Here is a 20,443-nt window from a genome sequence, read left to right as displayed (position 1 = left end):
ATAGAATTCATTAATTATTCTTGTTTAACAAATTCATCCTTTCCTACACCACACAATGGACAAACCCAATCATCAGGCAAATCTTCAAATGCAGTTCCAGGTTCTATTCCATTATCTGGGTCACCTTTAGCAGGGTCATAAACATATCCACACATATCACAAACATATTTATCCATATTATCACCTTAAAAGTTTATTTTCAGAATTTATATTATAAATTAGCTAAATTTTAGCTATTTATTAAATCAAACATACCTCAATCAATATTTCATCAATATACTAAAGACTTTTCAAATATACTAAACACGATTCAAATATACTAAACACCTTTCAAATATACTAAATATATCAATATGTAAATTACTAAACCAAAATAGACTATGAAATTAATTATAATGGTTTAAACATTCTTTTTGGAGCACCACAAGAAGGACATTTAAACTTATCAGGTACATTTTCCCATTCAGTTCCTGGTTCTACCTTAGCTCTTGGTTCTCCTTTTTCTGGATCATAAATATATCCACAAACTTTACATTTCATTCTTCCACTCATAAGATACATCCCCTTAACTAAACATTAACTTAGATAATGTTTAAATTATGTATTTCAACAATATAAAATTATATCAATATAATTATGTCAATTATAATATTGTATATTCTAATATTTATTATTATTGAAAAAAATTTTATTATAACTTATATAATACAATTTAATAATTGTTTATTAATGATTATTTAATAACAATAATTCAATAATAATAATAATAATAATAATAATAGCTTAATGATAATTATTAATAATAATAGCTTAATACTATTTAACTAAGACAATTGGAATATCAAATGTTTCAATGACTCTACTAGCTATACTTCCGATCATTAAATCCTCAGATTTATTTTTTCCAGAAGAATTAATAACAATAGAGTCAACCTGAGTTCTTTCAGCTATTATCTTCATATCTCGAAGAGGATCAGCAGTGATTAAATGTTCTATAACCATAACTCCCTCTTTTTTACCTTTTTCACTAATACCCTTTAAAATTTCATTTCCTTCGTTTTCTAAAGTATCATAAGAAAAGCTAGTATTTTCATCAAGAACAAAAACAGCTGTAATTTTTGAATTAAACTTTTTAGCTATTTCAATAGCTGCATCAACTGCTTTATCTGAATACTCAGAACCATCTGAAGGAACCATTATATTTCCAAACATCAAAACCACCAAAAATACATTATAATATTAAAAATACAATATAAAATACAATACAATACCAATAACATTATAAATACACTATAATATCAATAAGATTATAAATACAATACCAATAACATTATAAATACAATATAATATCAAAAATATAATATAACCATTAACTCAAATAATCTGCCTTACAAAAATCAACAAAATCATCAACTAACTTAATAGGGTTACCATCATCAATGATTTTTCCATTATCCATGAAAATAGCTCTTTTACTAAGCTCTTTTATAAAATCGATATTGTGTGAAACCATTATTATAGTTGTTTTAAACTCTTTATTAATCTTTTTAATAGAATTTGCAACAATTCTAAGTGTTATTGGATCTAAATCACCAAATGGTTCATCAAGTAACAAAGTTTCAGGTTTTGAAGATAAAGCTAAAGCTAACATAGCACGAACCTTCTGACCACCAGAAAGCTCATAAGACTTTCTATTTAGTATTTCAAGAGGAAGATCTAATGCATCAAATATTGGCTTAATTTCTTCTTTAACAGCTTTTTCAGGGAATTTAGGGAACAAATCATCTAAAATATCAGGAAGAAGACCAATCTGTTCAAGACGTGATTTAGCTTCATTTTCAGGTAAATCAGTGAGCTGATACAATGCATCTAAAAGTTCATCACCTAATTCTAATTCTTTAGCTTTTTTTCTTGCCTCATCCACTACAAACTCATTTTTAAAACCTAATTTTGTAGCTAACTGATCCTTAATAGTTGAATGGTGCTGAAGTGCAAATTCTTGATACATAAAACCGATTTTTCTTCTAACTTTCATTCTATTGATTCCAGGATCATCAAGATCTACCCAAACTCCTTCATCAATATCTTCATCATTTTTATCTGTATATTTATTATCAACATCATTTTTATCTTCAGAATTATTGTCTTTATAGTTATTGTCTTTAGAATTATTGTCTTTATAGTTATCATTCGAATCTTCACTACCTAACCTATAAAGAACTTCTCCTTTTTCAGGAAAATCTAATCCAGCAAGCATTCTAAGAAGAATAGTCTTACCAGCACCACTAGGGCCAAGAATAGTTAAAATATCACGTTTTTTAATTTCTAAATTAATATCCTCAATATCAAGAACATTTCCACCTTTTAAGAGGAAAAATCTCTTTTCAAGATTATTAACTTTAATAATTGTTTCATCATCAACTGTTGGATCAATAGCTATTTCTGTATCAAGTTCATCTAAAAAATCATCAGTAACATCTTTAGGACATCCCTCTTCTTTTATTTTACCATCTTCAAGTAAAATAACCCTGTTTGCTAAATATCTATGGACTTCGGGCAAGTGTGATACTAAAACTACAGTTACTCCTAACTCTTTATTAATTCTTTTTATTGAATCAAGTATAGCTTGCTTTGTTCTTGGACAAGCCATAGTAGCAGGTTCATCAAGAAGTAAAACTTTTGGTTTTTTAGCTAGTTGTCTTGCCATAACAAGACGTTGTTTTTCACCACCACTTAATACTGGTGCAAAATGATCTGCCTTTTCTTCAAGACCAACAACCTTTAAAATTTCTCTAGCTTCATCACCAAACTGATCATAAGCAAATTCAAAATCAGTGGACCCCTCATCACCATATTTAGCACCATATAATTTTCTTATGACATTATTAATAGTTGTTTCTGGCCATAAACCAAAAGATCTTTGAAGATGAATTGCTGTATCCTTTCTAAGTTTATTATAATAATATTGACTTGAATCAAAAGAAACTTCTATGTCATCAAGTGTTATCTTCCCACTATCAAACTTTTCAACACCTCTAAGTATTCTAAGAAGACTAGTTTTTCCAGAACCACTCATTCCAATTATACCTAATATTTCACCATCTTCAACCTCAAGATTGATATTTTTTAGTGCAGATACTTCTTCACCATTGTCTAATTTGTAAGATTTACTAATATTTTCCAATTTAATCATAAATACCACTAATTTTTTTAATAAAACCAATAATTTCTTCTAATATGATGAGTTATAACCTTTTAAAGAATAATTAACATGAAATTAAATAAAATAATTCTAAAAATTTTATTATAAACTTTTAAATTTTAATAAACTTTATTATAAAACTCTATTATAATTTTTATTATAATAATTATATTATAATAATTATAATAATGTTTATTATAATAATAAAATGTATTAAAACCTGATCTTATAAATTTTGTTCTTTAGTTTTTTGTTTTTAAATATAGGTTAAAAAATTATAGCTAAATTTAATAATATGAAAATTATATATTATAATAATGAAAGAAAAAAGAGGATTATTAATTGGTAGGATGCAACCAGTTCATAATGGACATATTCAAGTGATTAAAAAAACACTTGAGGAAGTTGATGAAATCATTATTGGAATTGGAAGTGCTCAGCTAAGTCATACAATAGTTGATCCATTTACAGCTGGTGAAAGGGTAATGATGCTTACAAAAGCATTAGCTGAAAACAGTATCAACTCTGCAAGATATTATATTATACCTATCCAAGATATTCAAATGAATGCTGTGTGGGTTTCCCATATAAAAATGTTAACTCCACCTTTTGGAAATGTTTTTAGTGGAAATCCATTAGTACAGCAATTGTTTGAAGAAGAAGGTTATGATGTAGCTAGGCCTCCTCTTTTTAAAAGGGAAAAACTTTCTGGAACAGAAGTAAGAAGAAGAATGCTTGAAGATGAAAATTGGAAAAAGCTAGTTCCAACTTCAACAGCTAAGATCATTGAAGAAATAAATGGAATTGAAAGATTAAAACATTTAGCTAAAAAAGAAGTTAGTGAAATAGTTAAATAATATTAACTTAGTTTATTAATTAATATTAAGGATTATTGATTAATATTATGACTTGTTGATCAATATATGACCTATTTATTAATATTATGACTTGTTGATCAATATTATACATATAAATAAAATTAGTATATAAAATAATAATAAAAAATTTATATAACTATAGTTATATTTATATGTATAATTAAAATAATACTATAATATAATTATTATAATACTAAAACTATTATTGTTATGAATACTACAATTTAATTATTATAATACTATAATTAATATTGTTATGAATACTATAATTAATTATTATAAAAATTTATTGTAATAAAGTTTTATTGTAATAAAATGTTAGTATAATAAGGAGAGAAGATAAAATGGTTATTAAAATAGTTGAAAAGGATGATGAATATTATCAAATACAAGATTTAATTGATTCATTAAAGAAAAATAAGAGAATAGATGAATCAGGAGCTATATTTACATTTGAAGGCTTTGTTCGTGGAATAGAAAAAAGTGTTGAAGGTGAAAAAATAGTTGATAAAATGATATTAACCACACCTAATAAAGAAAAAGCTCAAAACGATCTTGAAAAAATTGCCGAAAGTGTTAAAATCAAATATGGTGTTTACGGAGTAGCTATCGTACATTTTATAGGAGAATTCTACACAGGAGACCCTTTATTTTTAACAGCTGTTTTAGGACCTCACAGAAATGAAACTCTTGATGCTTTAAAAGAAGTTATAGAAAGAACTAAATTTGATGTTGATTTTAAAAAAGAAGAGATATCCAGTACTGGAACTAAGATTATTATGGCTGGAGGATAATAAAAATTAAATAATAAAAACTAAATACTTGAAAATTAAATATTTGAAAACTAAATACTTGAAAAAGTAATTTAAAAAATTATTTAAAAAGTAATTCAAAAAACATTTAAAAAATAAGTAAAACATGTATAAAAACTAAATAAAAAAAAAAATACTCAAAAAGTGAAAAAACTAAATAAAAAACATAAAAAAAGAAAAGAATGTTAGAAATATTATTCTTTTTCTTATTCTTTTCCAACAATTATTTCTGTAGATTTTATAATAGCTGAAACTTTATCTCCTTTTTTAAGACCTAAACCTTCAGCAGATTCTTTGGTTATTAATGCTGTTAGAACTCCAGGATCCTCAACTTTAATTTTAATACTTGCCATTACAGCACCTAAATTAACAGCTTCAATTTCTCCATCTAATTTATTTCTTGCACTAATTTTCATAATATTCCTCCTAAAAGCATAATTAAAAATACAAAATAATATATGTTTTATAATTTATAATTATGCACTTAATTTTATAATACTTAATTCTATAGTTATATACTTAATTATATTAATGATATTATATAAATCTTGTTATTTAACTTCTATTTTGTAAAATAAAAGTTTTATTATCGACCACGAAAAATAGTTCATATCGAACTTTATATTTGATTTATCATTAATAATAATAATAATAATAATAGGAGTAGTGCTTAAAAAATATAGAGATAATACTAAAAAATATAGAGATGATACTAAAAAATATAGAAATAGTATTTAAAAAAATAAAATATATAAATTAAAAAGTATATAATTTCAGATATGAACAAAATAGAATTTACACCTATTGGAACAGTACACTCACCTTTTGATGAACTTGAAGGAATGCCAATTCAACCGATTGGTGCTCAAGGAATAAAAGGAGAAATTCACTTAAGAGATGACTTAATACCAGGATTAAAAGATTTAGATGGTTTTTCACATTTAACATTAGTTTACTATCTACACAAAGTTAAAGGATATTCATTAGAAGTAAAGCCATTTTTAGATAATGACCATCATGGTGTTTTTGCAACAAGATCACCAAGAAGATTAAATCCAATTGGAATATCCGTAGTGAAATTAGATTCAGTTAATGAAAATGTTATAGAAATATCTAATGTAGATATTTTAAATGGAACACCTCTTTTAGATATTAAACCTTATGTTCCACAACTGTATCAAGATACCTGTAAAGATTTGAAAATTGGATGGTTTGAAGATAAACATGAAAATGCTGAAAAAACAAGATCAGATGATCGTTTTATTGATTAATACAAATTATTAATAAAAAAATAATATTTTAAAAATAATTTTATAATATAAAATAATATTTTAGAATAGATATATACAAAATAAATATACACTATTAAATATAATTTTATTAAAAATATACAGATTCTATTAAAAGAATCTATTAAATGATATTTTAAAATAATATTCTTTATATTAAATGTTTAAGAGATATTCTATGAAAAGCCAATCTAATAAATCTATTATTATATTATGTGGAGGTATGAGTAAACGTATGGGTCAAGATAAAGGATCCCTGCAAATACAAGAAACACCTATGATAATTCATGTACTTGAAGCTATAACTCCCCAAATTAATGAAGTAATAATTGTTTTAAATGATAGAGATAGAATAGCTAAATATAAGTCAATCATTGATAGCTATCTTAAAAAACTTGATAAAAAGTTTAATTTTAAATTAATTTTCGTAGAAGATGAAATAAAAAATAAAGGACCAATTTCAGGTATAATGACTGGCCTTAAGAATATTTCTAGTGAATATGGACTTATTTTACCCTGTGATTCCCCATTTATAAGTAATGAATATATTAATAATATGTTTAAGATTCTAAATGAAATTAAATCCATTTATACCGATGTTGATGGGATAGTTCCATTTCATTTCAAAAAAAAGCTTGAAAATAAAGAAAAAAATGGAAAAAATAAAGAAAATGATAATGAAAATGATAATGAAAAAAATAACGAAAATGAAATTGATCTTCCTAAATCAGGTTTTTATAAAGAAGGAGTCATGAAAAACTTTATAATAGAAAATACAGAACCACTACATAGTATCTATAAAAAAAACACATATAAAACCATAGAATTATTATTAGAACAAAATGAAATGAAAGTAAAATCCCTCATAAAATCAATGAACTCTTATTTTATTTTGATTGATGAAGATAAAGTCATATCTACCAATGAAAAACTTAATTATAATATATCTGGTTCTAATTTTAAAAATATCAATTATAAAAAAGATATAGATGAAATAAACTGATATAAAATATGATATAAAATAAAAAATTCCTAAAATAAACTAGTATAATAAAAAATAATAATAATTTTGAAAAACACTCTCAAAGTGTGTATTTATAGTAATAAATAACTACCTAATAATATATAATTATAATATTCAGTATATTTATAGTAAATTAACACTGAAATAATTCTATATTATTATTAAATAGATTTAATTAGCTATTTTTGCATTGTTGGTTTAATTAAAAAAAATTCTGGAAATATACTTATTTTAAATTGAATCAATCGATTTCAATTGAACGAGGACTTCTGCCCATCTCTAAAATAAATTTATTGACACGCTCAATCATATTACAATAATCTTCACGATTAATCCTAATATTACTTACTTGAGCATACTCTGGCATTTCACCAGTAGTATTTTTTATATCCATAATCTCTTCTACCATTCCTCTATATTCTTCTAGCGTTAAATGTGTCATAGATACCCACCATGATATAAAAAAATATACATGGGTTTTATTATGATTATAAATACCTTTTTTCTAGTATATAAAGTATTCTATTATTAGCTAGACAAAATTATGAAAAAACATTAAAAATTAAAAAATTAAAAGGTAAATAAAAAAGGAGAAATAAATTATAACTCTCCTTAAATAAAATAATATAAGACTTAGAAAAAATAGTTATAAATAAATTAAGATTCATTTACATATATACTTGCATTATCATCAAAAGGATTTGTACGAACAGCAATAGAGAACATATAAGGATAATGCAGTTTTAAATAGTATAAATAATTAACCCATTCATAAATTAAACTAGAATAAACTCTATTAATATCATTAGCAAGATGTTCATAATCACTTTCTATAAGATCTCTATTAAAATCTCTTCTTTCAAGCTCTTCATCTAAGTGGAAAATAGCTAAAAGAAGATTTGAAAAAGTATCTTTTTCAAGTAAATTTGGATTTTCTAATAATCTTATTAAAAACCCTCTATTTTCAACAAGTAATTGTTTTAAATCTATGAGAAATTCTTTACGTTGGTCAATACCTAAATCAAGATTAATTTCTAAATCTGTTTTTTTTAAATCCTTTAAAAAATTGCTAAATTCTTTATCAGACCAAATATTAAGATTTTTTAATAACTTGTTAATTTTTTCATTTTTATTAGAAATATTAATAAATTTAGATAAAAATTCAGTTCCAAATTCTGAAAAGAAGACACTCATAATCATATCAAGCTTTTCTAGTATATTTTCTTTCTCTTTTTTATTAATTATTCCTTCAACAACAAGAACAACTACAAGAACATCTAAAGGCATAAAAGCAAAATCAATTACCAAGTAAAATATAACCTTCTCATGTTCATTTAAAGCAAAGAAAGCAAAAGAATACATAGCTACAGATGTTAAAAGCAAAATTATTCCTAATTTAATTTTCCAGTTGATTTTCAATGTGATCCTCCTTCAATACTCATATATTAACTAAAATTATCATTTAATCTTTGAAGAAATAATAGCTATAGGATTTTCAGCTAACATCATCGTTCCAAGACCAATAGAATTACCTCTTGAAATAGTAACCTCAACAACTTTAGGTTCTAAGCCTAAACTCTTTAGTTTTTTAATAGCAACATACTTTGTTTCAATTAAAATCCCTGTTACTATTATTCTACCATTTTTATTCAACTTTGAAAAAACTAATTCTAAAATTTCATCAAGGTCCCCACCACTTCCACCAATAATAACTATATCAAAGTTTTCTATTGATTTAAGAGCAGAAATAGCATCATTTTCTATTAAATCTACATTTTCAAAAACACCATGCTTTTTAATATTTTTAGAAGTTAATTCAATAGCATTTGGATTTTTATCAATGGATATTACTTTTTTAGCTACTTTTGCAAAGTCTGTTGTTATTCCACCAGTTCCACAACCAATATCAACAACTATGTCCTCATTTGAAACTTCACTTTTACATAATAGTAAACATCTAATTTCTTCCTTTGTAGGTCCTGGAACCTCTTTAAAACTTATAAATTCATGATCTTGAATCATAAAATTCTCCTCTTAATGATAAATATACTATTTATTTAATTGGAAATTATTCCCATCTTTTAAATAAGTCATTTTCAATATTTAATGAATCCAATATTTTACCAACTACAAAGTTGATTATATCATCTATATTTTCAGGATTATGATAAAATCCAGGCATTGCTGGTAAAATTATTCCACCTTCTCTACTTATTTCAAGCATATTTTCAAGATGAATAGATCTAAGAGGGGTTTCACGAGGAACAAGGATAATTTTTCTCCTTTCTTTTAGTGCAACATCAGCCACTCTTGTTATTGCATTGTTGCCATATCCATTAGCTATAGCAGATAAAGTTTTCATAGAACATGGAACAATTACAAGAGAATCAAATTTAAAAGAACCACTATTTATAGAGGAAGTTAAATCATTTGGTTCATAGAAGTGATTAGCTAATTCTTTTATATCATCTAATTTTATTCCTAATTCATAATCAAAAATTATTTCTGCTGGTTTACTTACCACAACACCAGTTTCCATATCCAATTTTTTAAGTGCTTTAAGTAGCTTTAAGCTATAAACAACACCACTTGCACCAGTAATAGCTATAATTATCATTTTAACCCCTATTAAATTATTTATTATTAAGAATTATTTATTATTAAATATGAACTTTAAATATTAAAAGATATTTATATTATTTATACTATTTATAATAATTATATAACTAAATAATAATAATTAATTAAATAATTAATTAAATAAAATATCTTTAAAAATAATGAAATAAATTATCTTAAACCTAATAATATTAATAATATTATACTATTAATAGTATTCATAATATTCCAATAGTATAATTTAAACAATGAAAAGTTTAAATAATGAAAAGTTTAAACAATAAGTGATTTAATAAGCAATAATAATAGTAAATAATATTTTAAGTAATAATTCTAATAATTGTAAGTTAATAACAAAATAAATGTTTAATCAAATAATTTAGATTGTTCAAAATGAACTTTATCAAATTTATTCTCTGCTCTTTTTGGAAGATTTAAATAATTATCCAATTTAAAATTTTTAAATTTATCCTTATCTTCTTTTGGAACATATAAACAAATATCAGGATAATTGAACCTTGCACTTTGAAGTGCTTTAACAATACTTGAAATCTCATTAAGATGGAAAAGCTCATCACCAAGAGCGACTTGAGTTTTCATCTCATCAAATCTAGGATATTCTGGAATATTTAAAATAACATAATCCCTATCAATGCCCATATCCTCACTAATCTCTTCCTCACACTTATCAAGAGCTATTTTTTTTATATCGAAAATTTCAGGAGGATTTTCAAACTCATTTAACCGAGTCGAACATACACTCTTAAGTAAATTTCTATTATCTAACCTTGTTACAATATCTTTAATAAAAGCATTATCCTTAGATTCCTTTTCATCAACATTTCTACATATACAAAGCATATCAGCATCATCATATTTGTATATATCATCACTACAAATAATATTTGCCTTAAAAACCTTTTTAAGACACCTCCTAAACATAGCATTAACAATACGAGTAGTATGGTGTTGATAAACACTAGGATACATTTGATATCTAGCTACAAGAGCTTCTTCAGCAGCTTGCACACCTTTAATATCCAAAATAAGATATTGATTAAGTTTTAAGTTAGCTATAATCCTATCAACATCTATTACTCCATACGCCACACCAGTATAATGAGAATCACGAATTAAATAATCCATACGATCTACATCAAGCTCTCCAGAAATAATAGGTCCAAGAGAACCCTTACCATTAATAATATCAATAACTTCCCTTGAATCAAATTCTTTAGTTATTATATCGTTTAATGAAGTTTCTTTAATAACTTTAGCTGTTAAAACTTCATGTTTAACATCTAAAACTGCTTCTGAAACATGTGAAAATGGTCCATGACCAATGTCATGAAGTAATGCAGCAATTCTAACTAGATTTTTATCATAGTCAGATAATTCAAGATGATCTGCTAATTTAGATCCTAAAAACATAGTCCCTGTTGAATGTTCAAACCTAGAGTGATTTGCACCAGGATATATTAAAGATATAAATCCAAGTTGTTTTATTCTTCTTAATCTTTGAATTTGAGGAGAATCCATTATTTCAACTTCAAATTCATTTAATGGAAGATTTCCATGAACACTATCTCTCAGAAATTTAGTTGGATTAGACATTATAACACTTCTTAAATCTTCTCAATAAGTTTTAATAAATTTTAATAAGTTTTTAAAATAAATCAAAATATAATATTAAATCAATATATTAAATCAATACATACTTAACTCAATATATTAAATCAATGAACTTCAATAAATGATTAACTCAATCTATTAGTTTTATTAATAATATTTATGAAAATAAAATGTAATAAGTTTTTCTATGAAGTTAAGAAAAATATATAAAAAAATTCCATAAAAATAATAAAAAATAATAAAAAACAAGCATTCACTACTATAAAAAAATATAAAAAAAGACTACAACTTTTCAAGTTTAGCTATAGAAAGACCAGTAGTTTTAGCTATCTCTTCAATAGACATACCTGCTTCAATCAATTTTTTAGCTATATTTAACTCACCTTGCTCAATACCTTTTTTCTTTCCTTTTTTTACACCTTTATCTTCAGCATAAGCCATTTCACTTTCATACTTTAACTCGCGTTGACTTTCAATATTCATTTTATGCAAAAATTTTTCATCTTTTAACAATTCTTTTACTTTTTCATGAGCTAATTTAATTGCTTCATCTTTGCTCATAACCATTTCAATCATCTCAATTGTACTATTTTTATCCAAAAATACTAAACATCTATGTAAAGGATTATCAAAATCAATCTTTTTTATCTTTCTAAAAGGAACAAGACTAATATTAATTATTTTTATACATTGGCTATATTCACATTTAATGTCTGTTTTATCAATTATATTAAATTTTCGGGTGATTTTCACATTTTCACAAAATTTAAACCCTAATATATTAATCTGGATATGTTCCTTTAAAAACCTAAATTTTCCTTCATTAGCTGAATTAGAAAATTCTCTAGATATATAAAGTTGATTTCTCCTTTTAAAAAATTTTTCATTCTGCCTTTGAACTTCGATGTTAATTATTCTACCATCTAATGCAACAGAGCGAAGATCAAGAATACAAGACTTTTTACCCATAATATTAGCTGGTAAAGATTTATTATCAACAATTTCCAACTCAGAAACTAAATTTTCATCATTTTCAACTAAAATAGCATTGATTAAACTAGTCAATTGCCTTTCACATCCAGAACTTGCCATATAACCCCTAAAAAGAAAATCATACAAAGGATCATAATTCCTAATTTCATTATTAAAACTCAAAAATAAATCTCTCCATAAAAATTATTTTAAAACTATAATTAAATAATTATTTAACCAAAACAAATATAAAACCTTTACTAACACCAAAAAAGAAAATTTATCCTAAATAGCTAAATTATAATGAAATAAACAAATTGTAACTAAAATCCGAAAATAAAATCCCAAAAAAAACTAATAAAAAATAAATAATAAAAAAATAATTAAATACAAGCAACAATGATGGAAAAAATTACTAATTAAAAATTAATTATTCATAAAAAAAGATTAAATTTAAATAAAATAAATTAACAAGAAAAAAAGATTAAATAAAAAACAAAAATTAACACTAAAAATAAAACAAGAATTAATACTAAAAATAATAAAATAAAAAAAAATAAAATAAACCCTAAAAATCAATCCAAAGTAGGATAATTAGGACTTTCATTAGTAATCAAAAGATCATGAGGGTGACTTTCTTTTATACCACTAGAAGTAATTCTAACAAATTTAGCTACTTCCTGCATTGATTTAATATCTTTAGCACCACAGTAACCCATAGATGCTTTAAGTCCACCAACAAGTTGGAATATCACTTCATTAATAGTTCCTTTATAAGGTACAGCACCTTCAACTCCTTCTGGAACAAGTTTTGAATGCTTCATTGGACCTTTAATTTCTTGGAAATATCTATCAGCTCCACCACCAAAACCACCAGTCATAGCTCCCATTGAACCCATACCACGATATTGTTTGTATTTTCTTCCATTCATGACAACAACATCACCCGGAGATTCATAAGTACCTGCAAGTAAATTCCCAAGCATTACTAAATCAGCACCAGCACCTAAAGCTTTAGCTATATCTCCAGAATAACGAAGACCACCATCAGCAATTACAGGAACACCATATTCACTAGCTACATCAGCAACAGATGAAATAGCTGATAATTGAGGAACACCAACACCAGCAATGATTCTTGTTGTACACATTGAACCAGGACCAATTCCAACCTTCAAACCATCAATACCCTGAGCTATTAAGTCTTCTGCAGCTTCACTAGTTGCAATATTACCCATAATAAGATCAGCGTTAATATTTTCTTTCATTGTCTTTGCAAATTTAACAACATTCATATTATGAGCATGAGCACAATCAACAGCAATAATATCAGCACCAGCTTCATCAAGTGCCATAGCTCTTTCTAAATCAAATGGTCCAGCAGCAGCAGCCACTAAAAAGTTTCCATTTTTATCACGAGCAGCATTAGGATATTTTTTATGATTTAAAATATCACGAATAGTAACAATCCCAGCTAATTTACCATCACGAATAACAGGAAGCCTTTCAACCTTATTTTCATAAGCAAGTTCAAGAGCTTCAGATGGAGTAATAGGTTCTTCAATTGTTACAACATCAGAAGTCATTATATCTTCAACTTTTTTATCAGAATTATTATTTAAAAAAGGTTTAATATCCCTTTTACTAATAATACCAATTAGTTTTTCATCTTCAATAACAGGAAGCCCACTAACCTCTTCCTCTTCCATGATAGTTTTAACTGTTGAAATAGATGAGTTTGGAGTAATAGTAACAACATCTTTAATTGTTAAATCTCCAGACATTTTTACTTTTTTAACCTCTTTAACTTGTTGTTCTAAGGTCATATTACGATGTATGACACCAAGACCTCCTTCTTGAGCTAAAGCAATAGCCATGTCTGACTCTGTTACAGTATCCATAGCTGAACTAATAATCGGAATATTTAATTCAAAATTCCTAGATACTTTAGCTTTAGTATCAACATCTTTTGCTTCTGTATATGATGCATTTGGAACAAGTAAAAAGTCATCATATGTAAACCCAAGTTCAGCTTCTTTTAATTTTTTTGAATACACTTCCCTCACACCTATTTATTATAAATAATAATCAATTTTAATTTTAATATTTAATTTTTTAATGAAAAATTGTTAATTTCTTTATGACTAATCAAAAGAATTAACTAATTCTTTCAATTCAGCTACAGCAGTTCGACTGATTTTACCATTATTTCTATCTCCACCAGTACAAGCAGCACCTCTAACACCAACAACATCACAACCAATATCATAAAGTGGTTTTAATTGTTCTTTTTTAACAGAACCTGCAAGAGCTGATTTTAAGCCATAGCTATGAGTTTCCTCAACAAATTTTTTTAAATCATCGATATTTAAATAATCAAACAAAGTTTTGCCATCTTTAACTGCCGTATCCAACATAGCTAAATCACTTCCAGACTCTTTAGCTACTTTTGGAATATCCCATGGTGAAACTGCTCCAACTCTATGAGCATCGCCGTAACCAGATGCAACAACTGTAGCATTAGGATTATTACTCTTAACAGTTTTAACAACATTAGTCATAACTTCTAAAGCCTCATCATAATTAGATGTACCATACAATCCTACTTTAATATAATCTGCACCAGATGTTAAAGCACCCATCGCTGCAAGAGACACCGTTCCAGGTTTATAGGGAACATCTCCAAGAGTTGCACTTACTAACATATCATCGGGAGTCATTTTTCTAATTTCACTAATCACCCACGGGAAATTAGCTCCGAGAGATCCTTCTTTAGGATTTTTAACATCGACTATATCTGCACCGCCTTCAATAGACTCTAGTGCTTCTTCATTGTTTATAGGGCTTATTAATAGAAGCAATACATTTCCTCCATAAATTTACTTTCTAACTTAAAATAGCTAAATTAAAATGAATATATTTAAAAAATATCAATTTACATTATTTATTAAATCTATAATATAAAAACTTTTAGATTAAATAAATTAATAACATAATTTTATAAAAAAATAAGTTATTTTATGAAAATAAGTTATTTTATAAAAATGAGCTATTTTATAGAAATGAGCTATTTTATAGAAATAAGTTATACTATAGAAATAATTTATAAAAATAATATAAAAATCCCTAAATAATATATAAAAATTCCTATATAAAAATTCCTATTTAATAAATAACTAAACTTAATTAATTAAACTTAAAAAACATTTTAAGATATATACATTCTATTATTAATAAATTAACATTAATTAATACATAACTAAAAATCTTAGATATTAATCAAATGTTAAAAGACAAAAATTGGATATCATTTAAAGAATACCATAAAAAGTTGTCCTCATTAGTTTTAATTTCAATAAATCCGGTCTTTGTATTAATATTAATATAATTTATAGGACTATCAACCGTTAAAAGTTCAAATTTATCAGATGTTAAAGTCTGTCCTACTTTAAATGTCAAAGAGTCCTTTGAATTTTTTGTTTGGATTATTAAAGTATTAACTTTCATTTTAAATCTTCCTTTAGCATATCCTCAGTATAATATTTATCTATACTAATATTTATCTATATTATATAATAAGCTATTATAAAATACATTCTATAATTACATTATAATAAGCTATTATAAAATACATTCTATAATTACATTATAATAAGCTATTATAAAATACATTATGATTACATTTAATAAGCTAATAACTATATTACAATTATTAATATAATATTATATTATAAGCTTATATAATTTATAAGAAAATTATCAATAATTCTTAAAGAAATTTGTATATTAAATAAATTTTTATATTAAATAAATTTGTATAATAATTATTTTAATAAATTATATATTTAATGATTTTGAATATTTAATTGTTTTCAAATTGTTGCAAAATATACTATTAAAACTTAATTTTTCAAGTAAAATTGCAATCTTTAACTAACATTATAATTTTTAATAATATTACAATTTTTTATTTAATCTATATTTAATTATTGTATTTAATTATTATTCTATTTATTTTTTATTTAGTAATACTTTTTTATTTTTTAATTATATTTTTAACTATAATCTATTAATAACGAATTTATATATTAATAAAGAATTTATACAAGTCTGATTAAGTTATTAGAATAAATTAATAAGGAGAACCTTTATTCTTAATATTATCCTTGAATTTCCCATGTTTTTCAGGATATAAACCCTTTTTAAGAGTTTCAGCACGAATATTCTCAATAATATCAGATGTAGAAATAGTCACAGGACAGTTAATTTTACAAAGACCACATAATGTACATTTATAAAGTCCAGAAGAAATACTAGTTTCAGTATCCTGAATAAACTTACTCATAGCTACTCCACGACCACCTAGATAATTATTAAAACCAAATTCATTACCTATAGCATTATAAACAGGACAAGTAACAATACAACTACCACAACCAATACAATAAAGACATTCAGTAATTGATTCAATAGCTTCTAAACGTCCATTGTCTAAAATAATGACAAAGACTTTTTCTGCACCATACATATTTTTAAGTAGCTTTTTCTCAATATCAGCAGTTTTTGAAGGCCCTGAAACAATATTAATATAAGAAGTTACCTTGCTTCCAGTAGCATATATAGTTTCAAGTTTAGCTATTGAAATAGCATCTTCAATAGTCCTAACAAGTTTTTCTATACCTGCCACAATAATATGAGTCTTCATGAGAGAAACAAGAGATATATTACCTTCATTATGAACAAAAACTAAAGATCCATCTTCACAAGCTACTGCATTAGCTCCACTTAATCCAATATCAGCCTCAGAGACTTTATTTAAAATATCCTCTTTTACAACTTCCATAATAGCTTTAGGATCACAAGCAACATCTATATTCAACCCTTTACTTACAATTTTTGAAATTTCTTCAACATTTAAATGGGATGCGGGGCCTGTTGGATGTGTAGGTTTATTATCTTTTCCTTTTAATTGTAATATCCTATCTCCCAAGTCTGTTTCAATAACATTTATACCTTTTGATTGAAGAAATTTAGAAGCTGCAATTTCTCCAAGAGTATTAGATTTAGACTTAGCTACAACAATTGAATTTTTATCATTAAAGCTATTATCATCATTAAAATCATTATCATTAAAGTTATTATTATCATTAAAACTATAATTTGATGTATCATCTTTCAAATCTTCATTAATTTCACTTTTAATAACATCACAAATAATATTTCTGGCCTCTTCAGCATTATCTGCAAAAGCATAATCAATATCATTTTTTTTGAAAGATTCTTTAAGAGTTTCAATTAACTTCTCATTGTTATCAATAGAATCTTTTCTAATATCAATGACTTTTTCTTGAAGATTTTTAACTTGAGGATCGTTTAAAATACTTTTACGTTTATTATAAACAGTTTTAAATGAATTTCTCATTGATTCTAATTCATTTTCATTCATTTAAAGATCCTCCACTTTTTCATCAATTAGTTCTTTTTTATCTTTCTCTTTTTTATCTTTTTCTTCCTTATCTTTTTTTTGATTATCTTTCTCTTTCTTATCTTTTTCTTGTTTATTTTTATTTTTTTTATCTTTTTCTTCTTTTTTATCCATTTTTTGTTTATTTTTCTCTTCTTCTTTAGTTTTTTCGTGTTTGTCATTTAAAAATTTATCAATATTACCTTCAATACAAGCTAAAATAAATTCTGAAAGATCTAAAACTTCCATAGAAGAATTTTCATTTAAATTTAATTTACAAAAAGGACAAGAAGTTATTAAAATTTCAGCTCCAGTATCTTCTGCTTCTTCACCTCTTCTAGAAGCTATTAAATTTGCAATTTCTGGAAAAGCAGATTTGACCCCTCCACCAGAACCACAACATAAAGAGTTTTCACGAATATTTTCCATCTCAATAAGATTTGAAAAACTCTTTATAACCTCTCGCGGAGCATCAAATTCACCACTATGCCTACCTAAATGACAGGGATCATGATATGTAACTGAAATATCTTCATCTATCAAAGAATCAAAATCAAAATCAAAATTATTATTATTATTATTATTACCATTAATATTACTATTATTATAATTATTAGATATTATTTCATTAAGTAACTGTGAGATATGAATAACATCTAAATCAGCCCCAATATAGTCCATATAATCTTGTTTTAATGTTTTATAGCAACCAGCACAAGAAACAACAATTTTTTCATCTTTTAGTTTAGGTAAATTCTTTTTCATCTGTTCTTTAGCATCATCCTCAAAACCAGTTCTAAGAAGAACAGAACCACAACATTCTTCATCATCTAAAGTTTTAAAATCAATATTAGCTAATTTTAAAAGTTTTTCTGTGGAATCAGAAATAGAATTTACTCTTTCACGAGCTGTACATCCCCTAAAATATAACATTATACATTCACCATACTCTCAAGATATTAAAATAATTAATAATTATAAGAATAATTATAAATCTATTAAAAATAGTAGAAAAATAAATTATTAAACAAATATATTAAATTAGAAATATATTAAATTAGATATATTAAGAAAATATATTAAAAAATATACTATAAAAATACATTATAAAAATTTTATCAAATTATATTATATATTTTATTATTAATAGCTTTTTCTATTATAATAATCATAAGAATTACAAAAAATAGAATTTTAAAAAATATTAAAAACAATATATCGAAATAAAATAATAATTAAATAAAGATTAAATAATAATTAAATAAAAATTAATCAATAAAATCATTTTTTATCTTTATTTTCATCTTGATCTTGTTCTAATTCATAATTTAGTTCTTTTTCTATTGAAATTATTCTTACTAATTTTGTTATATCTTGATCTATTTTTTCAAGCTTTAAATAAACCCTAAATATTAAATAATAAGAACCAATAATTCCAAAAATAATTATTAAATCCAAACCTCTTCCAATGCCGATAAGATTAGCTATATATGTACTAGATTCAGGTATTATAGCAAATATAGCCACTAAAACCCATAATACTACCCAAAGAATAAAAGTTGTAATAGAAGTTTTTTTCTTATGAAATCTATTAAAAACTAATAATATTGCTAAAATAGCTATAAACACAACCAATATCTGAAATAACCTTATATCTCCAAAAATAATTACACACTCCATTTATAAAACAACAGCATAATAGAATAATTTAATGTAAATATATTTTAATGTGAATTTACCAATCATCTAAAATAACAAACCAATCAACCAAATATAACAATTCAACCGCCTAAATATAATAAATCAATCATTTAAATATATCCATTATCATTTTAAATAAAATTTTAAGTCCAACTATTGCATTGGTTCCTTTAGCTTGAGTTTCAGGAGTGTAAATAGTAGTAATTGTAACTTCTTCTAGTTTAAGATGATTTCTTCTAATCTCCCTAATAAACTCTGAAGATACCCCATAACCTCTTGATAACAAATTTAATTTGGGAATAACTTCTGCTTTGAAAGCTCTAAGGCCAGATTGAGAATCTTTAACCTTGGTTCTATAAAACACATAAGTCATGAGATTCATAACTGTATTTGCAAAATTTTTAGAATTTGGCATATCTTCAAATGGTCTTGATCCAATGACCGCATCTGCATTTCCATCTTTTAATGGTTTGCAAACTTTAGCTATATCTTCCACAGCATGCTGACCATCAGCATCAAAAGTAACAATAAACTTAGCACCGTGAATTAATGCTCCAGTCATACCTGTTTTTAAAGCTGCACCTAAACCTCTGTTAATAACATGTTGATATATAAAAATATTATCTGGATATTTAGATTTAGAAGATTTAGCTATTTCATAAGTATTGTCACTAGAACCATCATCAACAAGAATGACATTATATCCTAATTTTACAATTTCTTCTATAACTGAACCAACTGTTTTATCTTCATTGAAAGCAGGAACAACAACAAATATCCCATCAGTATCTTTATTAATTAAATGATTATTAGAAAAGCTAGAGACTTCGTTTTTATCTGTCATATTTGA

Annotated in this window: 21 protein-coding genes and 1 pseudogene; 4 read left to right on the top strand and 18 right to left on the bottom strand. The window is 24.9% G+C overall.

Features of this window, described 5'->3' with window-relative positions; genetic code table 11:
* Nucleotides 1-14: 14 nt before the first annotated feature.
* From rd to MBBAR_RS09240, 4 genes are all read right to left on the bottom strand, one after another.
* Nucleotides 15-176, bottom strand: a complete 162-nt coding sequence (rd, locus tag MBBAR_RS09255) for a rubredoxin (protein ID WP_080461061.1) — start codon at nt 174-176, stop codon at nt 15-17.
* Nucleotides 177-390: 214 nt separating this feature from the next.
* Nucleotides 391-552 (bottom strand): rubredoxin, encoded by a 162-nt coding sequence (locus MBBAR_RS09250; RefSeq protein ID WP_211272931.1) that lies wholly within the window; start codon nt 550-552, stop codon nt 391-393.
* A gap of 264 nt (nt 553-816) precedes the next feature.
* Nucleotides 817-1,212 carry a universal stress protein gene (locus tag MBBAR_RS09245; protein ID WP_080461060.1) on the bottom strand — a complete coding sequence of 132 codons (396 nt, stop codon included), beginning with the start codon at nt 1,210-1,212 and terminating at the stop codon, nt 817-819.
* A 157-nt stretch (nt 1,213-1,369) separates the two neighbouring features.
* Nucleotides 1,370-3,193: an ATP-binding cassette domain-containing protein gene (locus tag MBBAR_RS09240; protein WP_080461059.1), complete on the bottom strand. Its 1,824-nt coding sequence runs from the start codon at nt 3,191-3,193 to the stop codon at nt 1,370-1,372.
* 326 nt (nt 3,194-3,519) lie between these two features.
* Here MBBAR_RS09240 and MBBAR_RS09235 point away from each other — a divergent pair, with 326 nt between their 5' ends.
* Together MBBAR_RS09235 and MBBAR_RS09230 are read left to right on the top strand one after the other, a co-directional pair.
* The gene (locus MBBAR_RS09235; RefSeq protein ID WP_080461058.1) at nt 3,520-4,059 is read left to right on the top strand and encodes a nicotinamide-nucleotide adenylyltransferase; all 540 of its coding nucleotides are present in this window, start codon (nt 3,520-3,522) and stop codon (nt 4,057-4,059) included.
* Between the two features lie 365 nt (nt 4,060-4,424).
* Nucleotides 4,425-4,874, top strand: coding sequence for a molybdenum cofactor biosynthesis protein MoaE (locus tag MBBAR_RS09230; protein WP_080461057.1), 450 nt, complete (start codon nt 4,425-4,427; stop codon nt 4,872-4,874).
* A gap of 224 nt (nt 4,875-5,098) precedes the next feature.
* Here the strand turns inward: MBBAR_RS09230 and MBBAR_RS09225 are convergent, their stop codons facing one another.
* Nucleotides 5,099-5,308 (bottom strand): TOBE domain-containing protein, encoded by a 210-nt coding sequence (locus tag MBBAR_RS09225; protein WP_080461056.1) that lies wholly within the window; start codon nt 5,306-5,308, stop codon nt 5,099-5,101.
* 363 nt (nt 5,309-5,671) lie between these two features.
* Between MBBAR_RS09225 and tsaA the strand changes: the two genes are divergently transcribed.
* Together tsaA and MBBAR_RS09215 are read left to right on the top strand one after the other, a co-directional pair.
* Nucleotides 5,672-6,163 carry a tRNA (N6-threonylcarbamoyladenosine(37)-N6)-methyltransferase TrmO gene (tsaA, locus tag MBBAR_RS09220; protein ID WP_080461055.1) on the top strand — a complete coding sequence of 164 codons (492 nt, stop codon included), beginning with the start codon at nt 5,672-5,674 and terminating at the stop codon, nt 6,161-6,163.
* A 196-nt stretch (nt 6,164-6,359) separates the two neighbouring features.
* Nucleotides 6,360-7,184, top strand: coding sequence for a molybdenum cofactor guanylyltransferase (locus MBBAR_RS09215; RefSeq protein ID WP_080461054.1), 825 nt, complete (start codon nt 6,360-6,362; stop codon nt 7,182-7,184).
* 262 nt (nt 7,185-7,446) lie between these two features.
* Here the strand turns inward: MBBAR_RS09215 and MBBAR_RS09210 are convergent, their stop codons facing one another.
* The 13 genes and pseudogenes from MBBAR_RS09210 to MBBAR_RS09150 all read right to left on the bottom strand — a co-directional run bounded on the left by MBBAR_RS09210 (nt 7,447) and on the right by MBBAR_RS09150 (nt 20,437).
* Entirely contained in the window at nt 7,447-7,647 is a 201-nt protein-coding gene (locus tag MBBAR_RS09210; RefSeq protein ID WP_042703778.1) for a pseudomurein-binding repeat-containing protein, read from the bottom strand.
* A 215-nt stretch (nt 7,648-7,862) separates the two neighbouring features.
* Nucleotides 7,863-8,624: a hypothetical protein gene (locus MBBAR_RS09205; RefSeq protein WP_080461053.1), complete on the bottom strand. Its 762-nt coding sequence runs from the start codon at nt 8,622-8,624 to the stop codon at nt 7,863-7,865.
* 39 nt (nt 8,625-8,663) lie between these two features.
* Nucleotides 8,664-9,227: a precorrin-6Y C5,15-methyltransferase (decarboxylating) subunit CbiT gene (cbiT, locus tag MBBAR_RS09200; RefSeq protein ID WP_080461052.1), complete on the bottom strand. Its 564-nt coding sequence runs from the start codon at nt 9,225-9,227 to the stop codon at nt 8,664-8,666.
* A 46-nt stretch (nt 9,228-9,273) separates the two neighbouring features.
* Nucleotides 9,274-9,822: a UbiX family flavin prenyltransferase gene (locus tag MBBAR_RS09195; RefSeq protein ID WP_080461051.1), complete on the bottom strand. Its 549-nt coding sequence runs from the start codon at nt 9,820-9,822 to the stop codon at nt 9,274-9,276.
* A 368-nt stretch (nt 9,823-10,190) separates the two neighbouring features.
* Nucleotides 10,191-11,438, bottom strand: coding sequence for an HD domain-containing protein (locus MBBAR_RS09190; RefSeq protein ID WP_080461050.1), 1,248 nt, complete (start codon nt 11,436-11,438; stop codon nt 10,191-10,193).
* Nucleotides 11,439-11,738: 300 nt separating this feature from the next.
* The gene (locus tag MBBAR_RS09185) at nt 11,739-12,611 is read right to left on the bottom strand and encodes an Rpn family recombination-promoting nuclease/putative transposase (protein WP_080461049.1); all 873 of its coding nucleotides are present in this window, start codon (nt 12,609-12,611) and stop codon (nt 11,739-11,741) included.
* Nucleotides 12,612-13,003: 392 nt separating this feature from the next.
* Nucleotides 13,004-14,485 carry an IMP dehydrogenase gene (gene guaB, locus MBBAR_RS09180; protein ID WP_080461048.1) on the bottom strand — a complete coding sequence of 494 codons (1,482 nt, stop codon included), beginning with the start codon at nt 14,483-14,485 and terminating at the stop codon, nt 13,004-13,006.
* A gap of 87 nt (nt 14,486-14,572) precedes the next feature.
* A complete protein-coding gene (locus tag MBBAR_RS09175) occupies nt 14,573-15,289 on the bottom strand; it encodes a (5-formylfuran-3-yl)methyl phosphate synthase (RefSeq protein WP_080461047.1) in 717 nt (238 codons plus the stop codon).
* 418 nt (nt 15,290-15,707) lie between these two features.
* Nucleotides 15,708-15,935 carry a hypothetical protein gene (locus MBBAR_RS09170; RefSeq protein WP_042703767.1) on the bottom strand — a complete coding sequence of 76 codons (228 nt, stop codon included), beginning with the start codon at nt 15,933-15,935 and terminating at the stop codon, nt 15,708-15,710.
* A gap of 625 nt (nt 15,936-16,560) precedes the next feature.
* Nucleotides 16,561-17,874 (bottom strand): LUD domain-containing protein, encoded by a 1,314-nt coding sequence (locus tag MBBAR_RS09165; protein WP_080461046.1) that lies wholly within the window; start codon nt 17,872-17,874, stop codon nt 16,561-16,563.
* 234 nt (nt 17,875-18,108) lie between these two features.
* Nucleotides 18,109-18,825 (bottom strand): annotated as a pseudogene (locus tag MBBAR_RS09160) ((Fe-S)-binding protein); the annotation flags it as partial.
* A gap of 348 nt (nt 18,826-19,173) precedes the next feature.
* Complete coding sequence (locus tag MBBAR_RS09155; RefSeq protein ID WP_080461044.1) at nt 19,174-19,572, bottom strand: DUF2304 domain-containing protein; 399 nt, start codon at nt 19,570-19,572, stop codon at nt 19,174-19,176.
* 127 nt (nt 19,573-19,699) lie between these two features.
* Complete coding sequence (locus MBBAR_RS09150) at nt 19,700-20,437, bottom strand: glycosyltransferase family 2 protein (protein WP_080461043.1); 738 nt, start codon at nt 20,435-20,437, stop codon at nt 19,700-19,702.
* Nucleotides 20,438-20,443 lie beyond the last annotated feature (6 nt).

This window comes from Methanobrevibacter arboriphilus JCM 13429 = DSM 1125 (assembly GCF_002072215.1).
Taxonomy (GTDB): Archaea; Methanobacteriota; Methanobacteria; order Methanobacteriales; family Methanobacteriaceae; genus Methanobinarius; species Methanobinarius arboriphilicus.
This window is presented reverse-complemented; position numbering and strand designations above follow the sequence as displayed.

Coding starts and splice junctions, on each gene's coding strand:
- rd (WP_080461061.1), bottom strand. CDS start 176: ATGGATAAATATGTTTGTGATATGTGTGGATATGTTTATGACCCTGCT.
- MBBAR_RS09250 (WP_211272931.1), bottom strand. CDS start 552: ATGAGTGGAAGAATGAAATGTAAAGTTTGTGGATATATTTATGATCCA.
- MBBAR_RS09245 (WP_080461060.1), bottom strand. CDS start 1,212: ATGTTTGGAAATATAATGGTTCCTTCAGATGGTTCTGAGTATTCAGAT.
- MBBAR_RS09240 (WP_080461059.1), bottom strand. CDS start 3,193: ATGATTAAATTGGAAAATATTAGTAAATCTTACAAATTAGACAATGGT.
- MBBAR_RS09235 (WP_080461058.1), top strand. CDS start 3,520: ATGAAAGAAAAAAGAGGATTATTAATTGGTAGGATGCAACCAGTTCAT.
- MBBAR_RS09230 (WP_080461057.1), top strand. CDS start 4,425: ATGGTTATTAAAATAGTTGAAAAGGATGATGAATATTATCAAATACAA.
- MBBAR_RS09225 (WP_080461056.1), bottom strand. CDS start 5,308: ATGAAAATTAGTGCAAGAAATAAATTAGATGGAGAAATTGAAGCTGTT.
- tsaA (WP_080461055.1), top strand. CDS start 5,672: ATGAACAAAATAGAATTTACACCTATTGGAACAGTACACTCACCTTTT.
- MBBAR_RS09215 (WP_080461054.1), top strand. CDS start 6,360: ATGAAAAGCCAATCTAATAAATCTATTATTATATTATGTGGAGGTATG.
- MBBAR_RS09210 (WP_042703778.1), bottom strand. CDS start 7,647: ATGACACATTTAACGCTAGAAGAATATAGAGGAATGGTAGAAGAGATT.
- cbiT (WP_080461052.1), bottom strand. CDS start 9,227: ATGATTCAAGATCATGAATTTATAAGTTTTAAAGAGGTTCCAGGACCT.
- MBBAR_RS09195 (WP_080461051.1), bottom strand. CDS start 9,822: ATGATAATTATAGCTATTACTGGTGCAAGTGGTGTTGTTTATAGCTTA.
- MBBAR_RS09190 (WP_080461050.1), bottom strand. CDS start 11,438: ATGTCTAATCCAACTAAATTTCTGAGAGATAGTGTTCATGGAAATCTT.
- MBBAR_RS09170 (WP_042703767.1), bottom strand. CDS start 15,935: ATGAAAGTTAATACTTTAATAATCCAAACAAAAAATTCAAAGGACTCT.
- MBBAR_RS09165 (WP_080461046.1), bottom strand. CDS start 17,874: ATGAATGAAAATGAATTAGAATCAATGAGAAATTCATTTAAAACTGTT.
- MBBAR_RS09155 (WP_080461044.1), bottom strand. CDS start 19,572: ATGGAGTGTGTAATTATTTTTGGAGATATAAGGTTATTTCAGATATTG.
- MBBAR_RS09150 (WP_080461043.1), bottom strand. CDS start 20,437: ATGACAGATAAAAACGAAGTCTCTAGCTTTTCTAATAATCATTTAATT.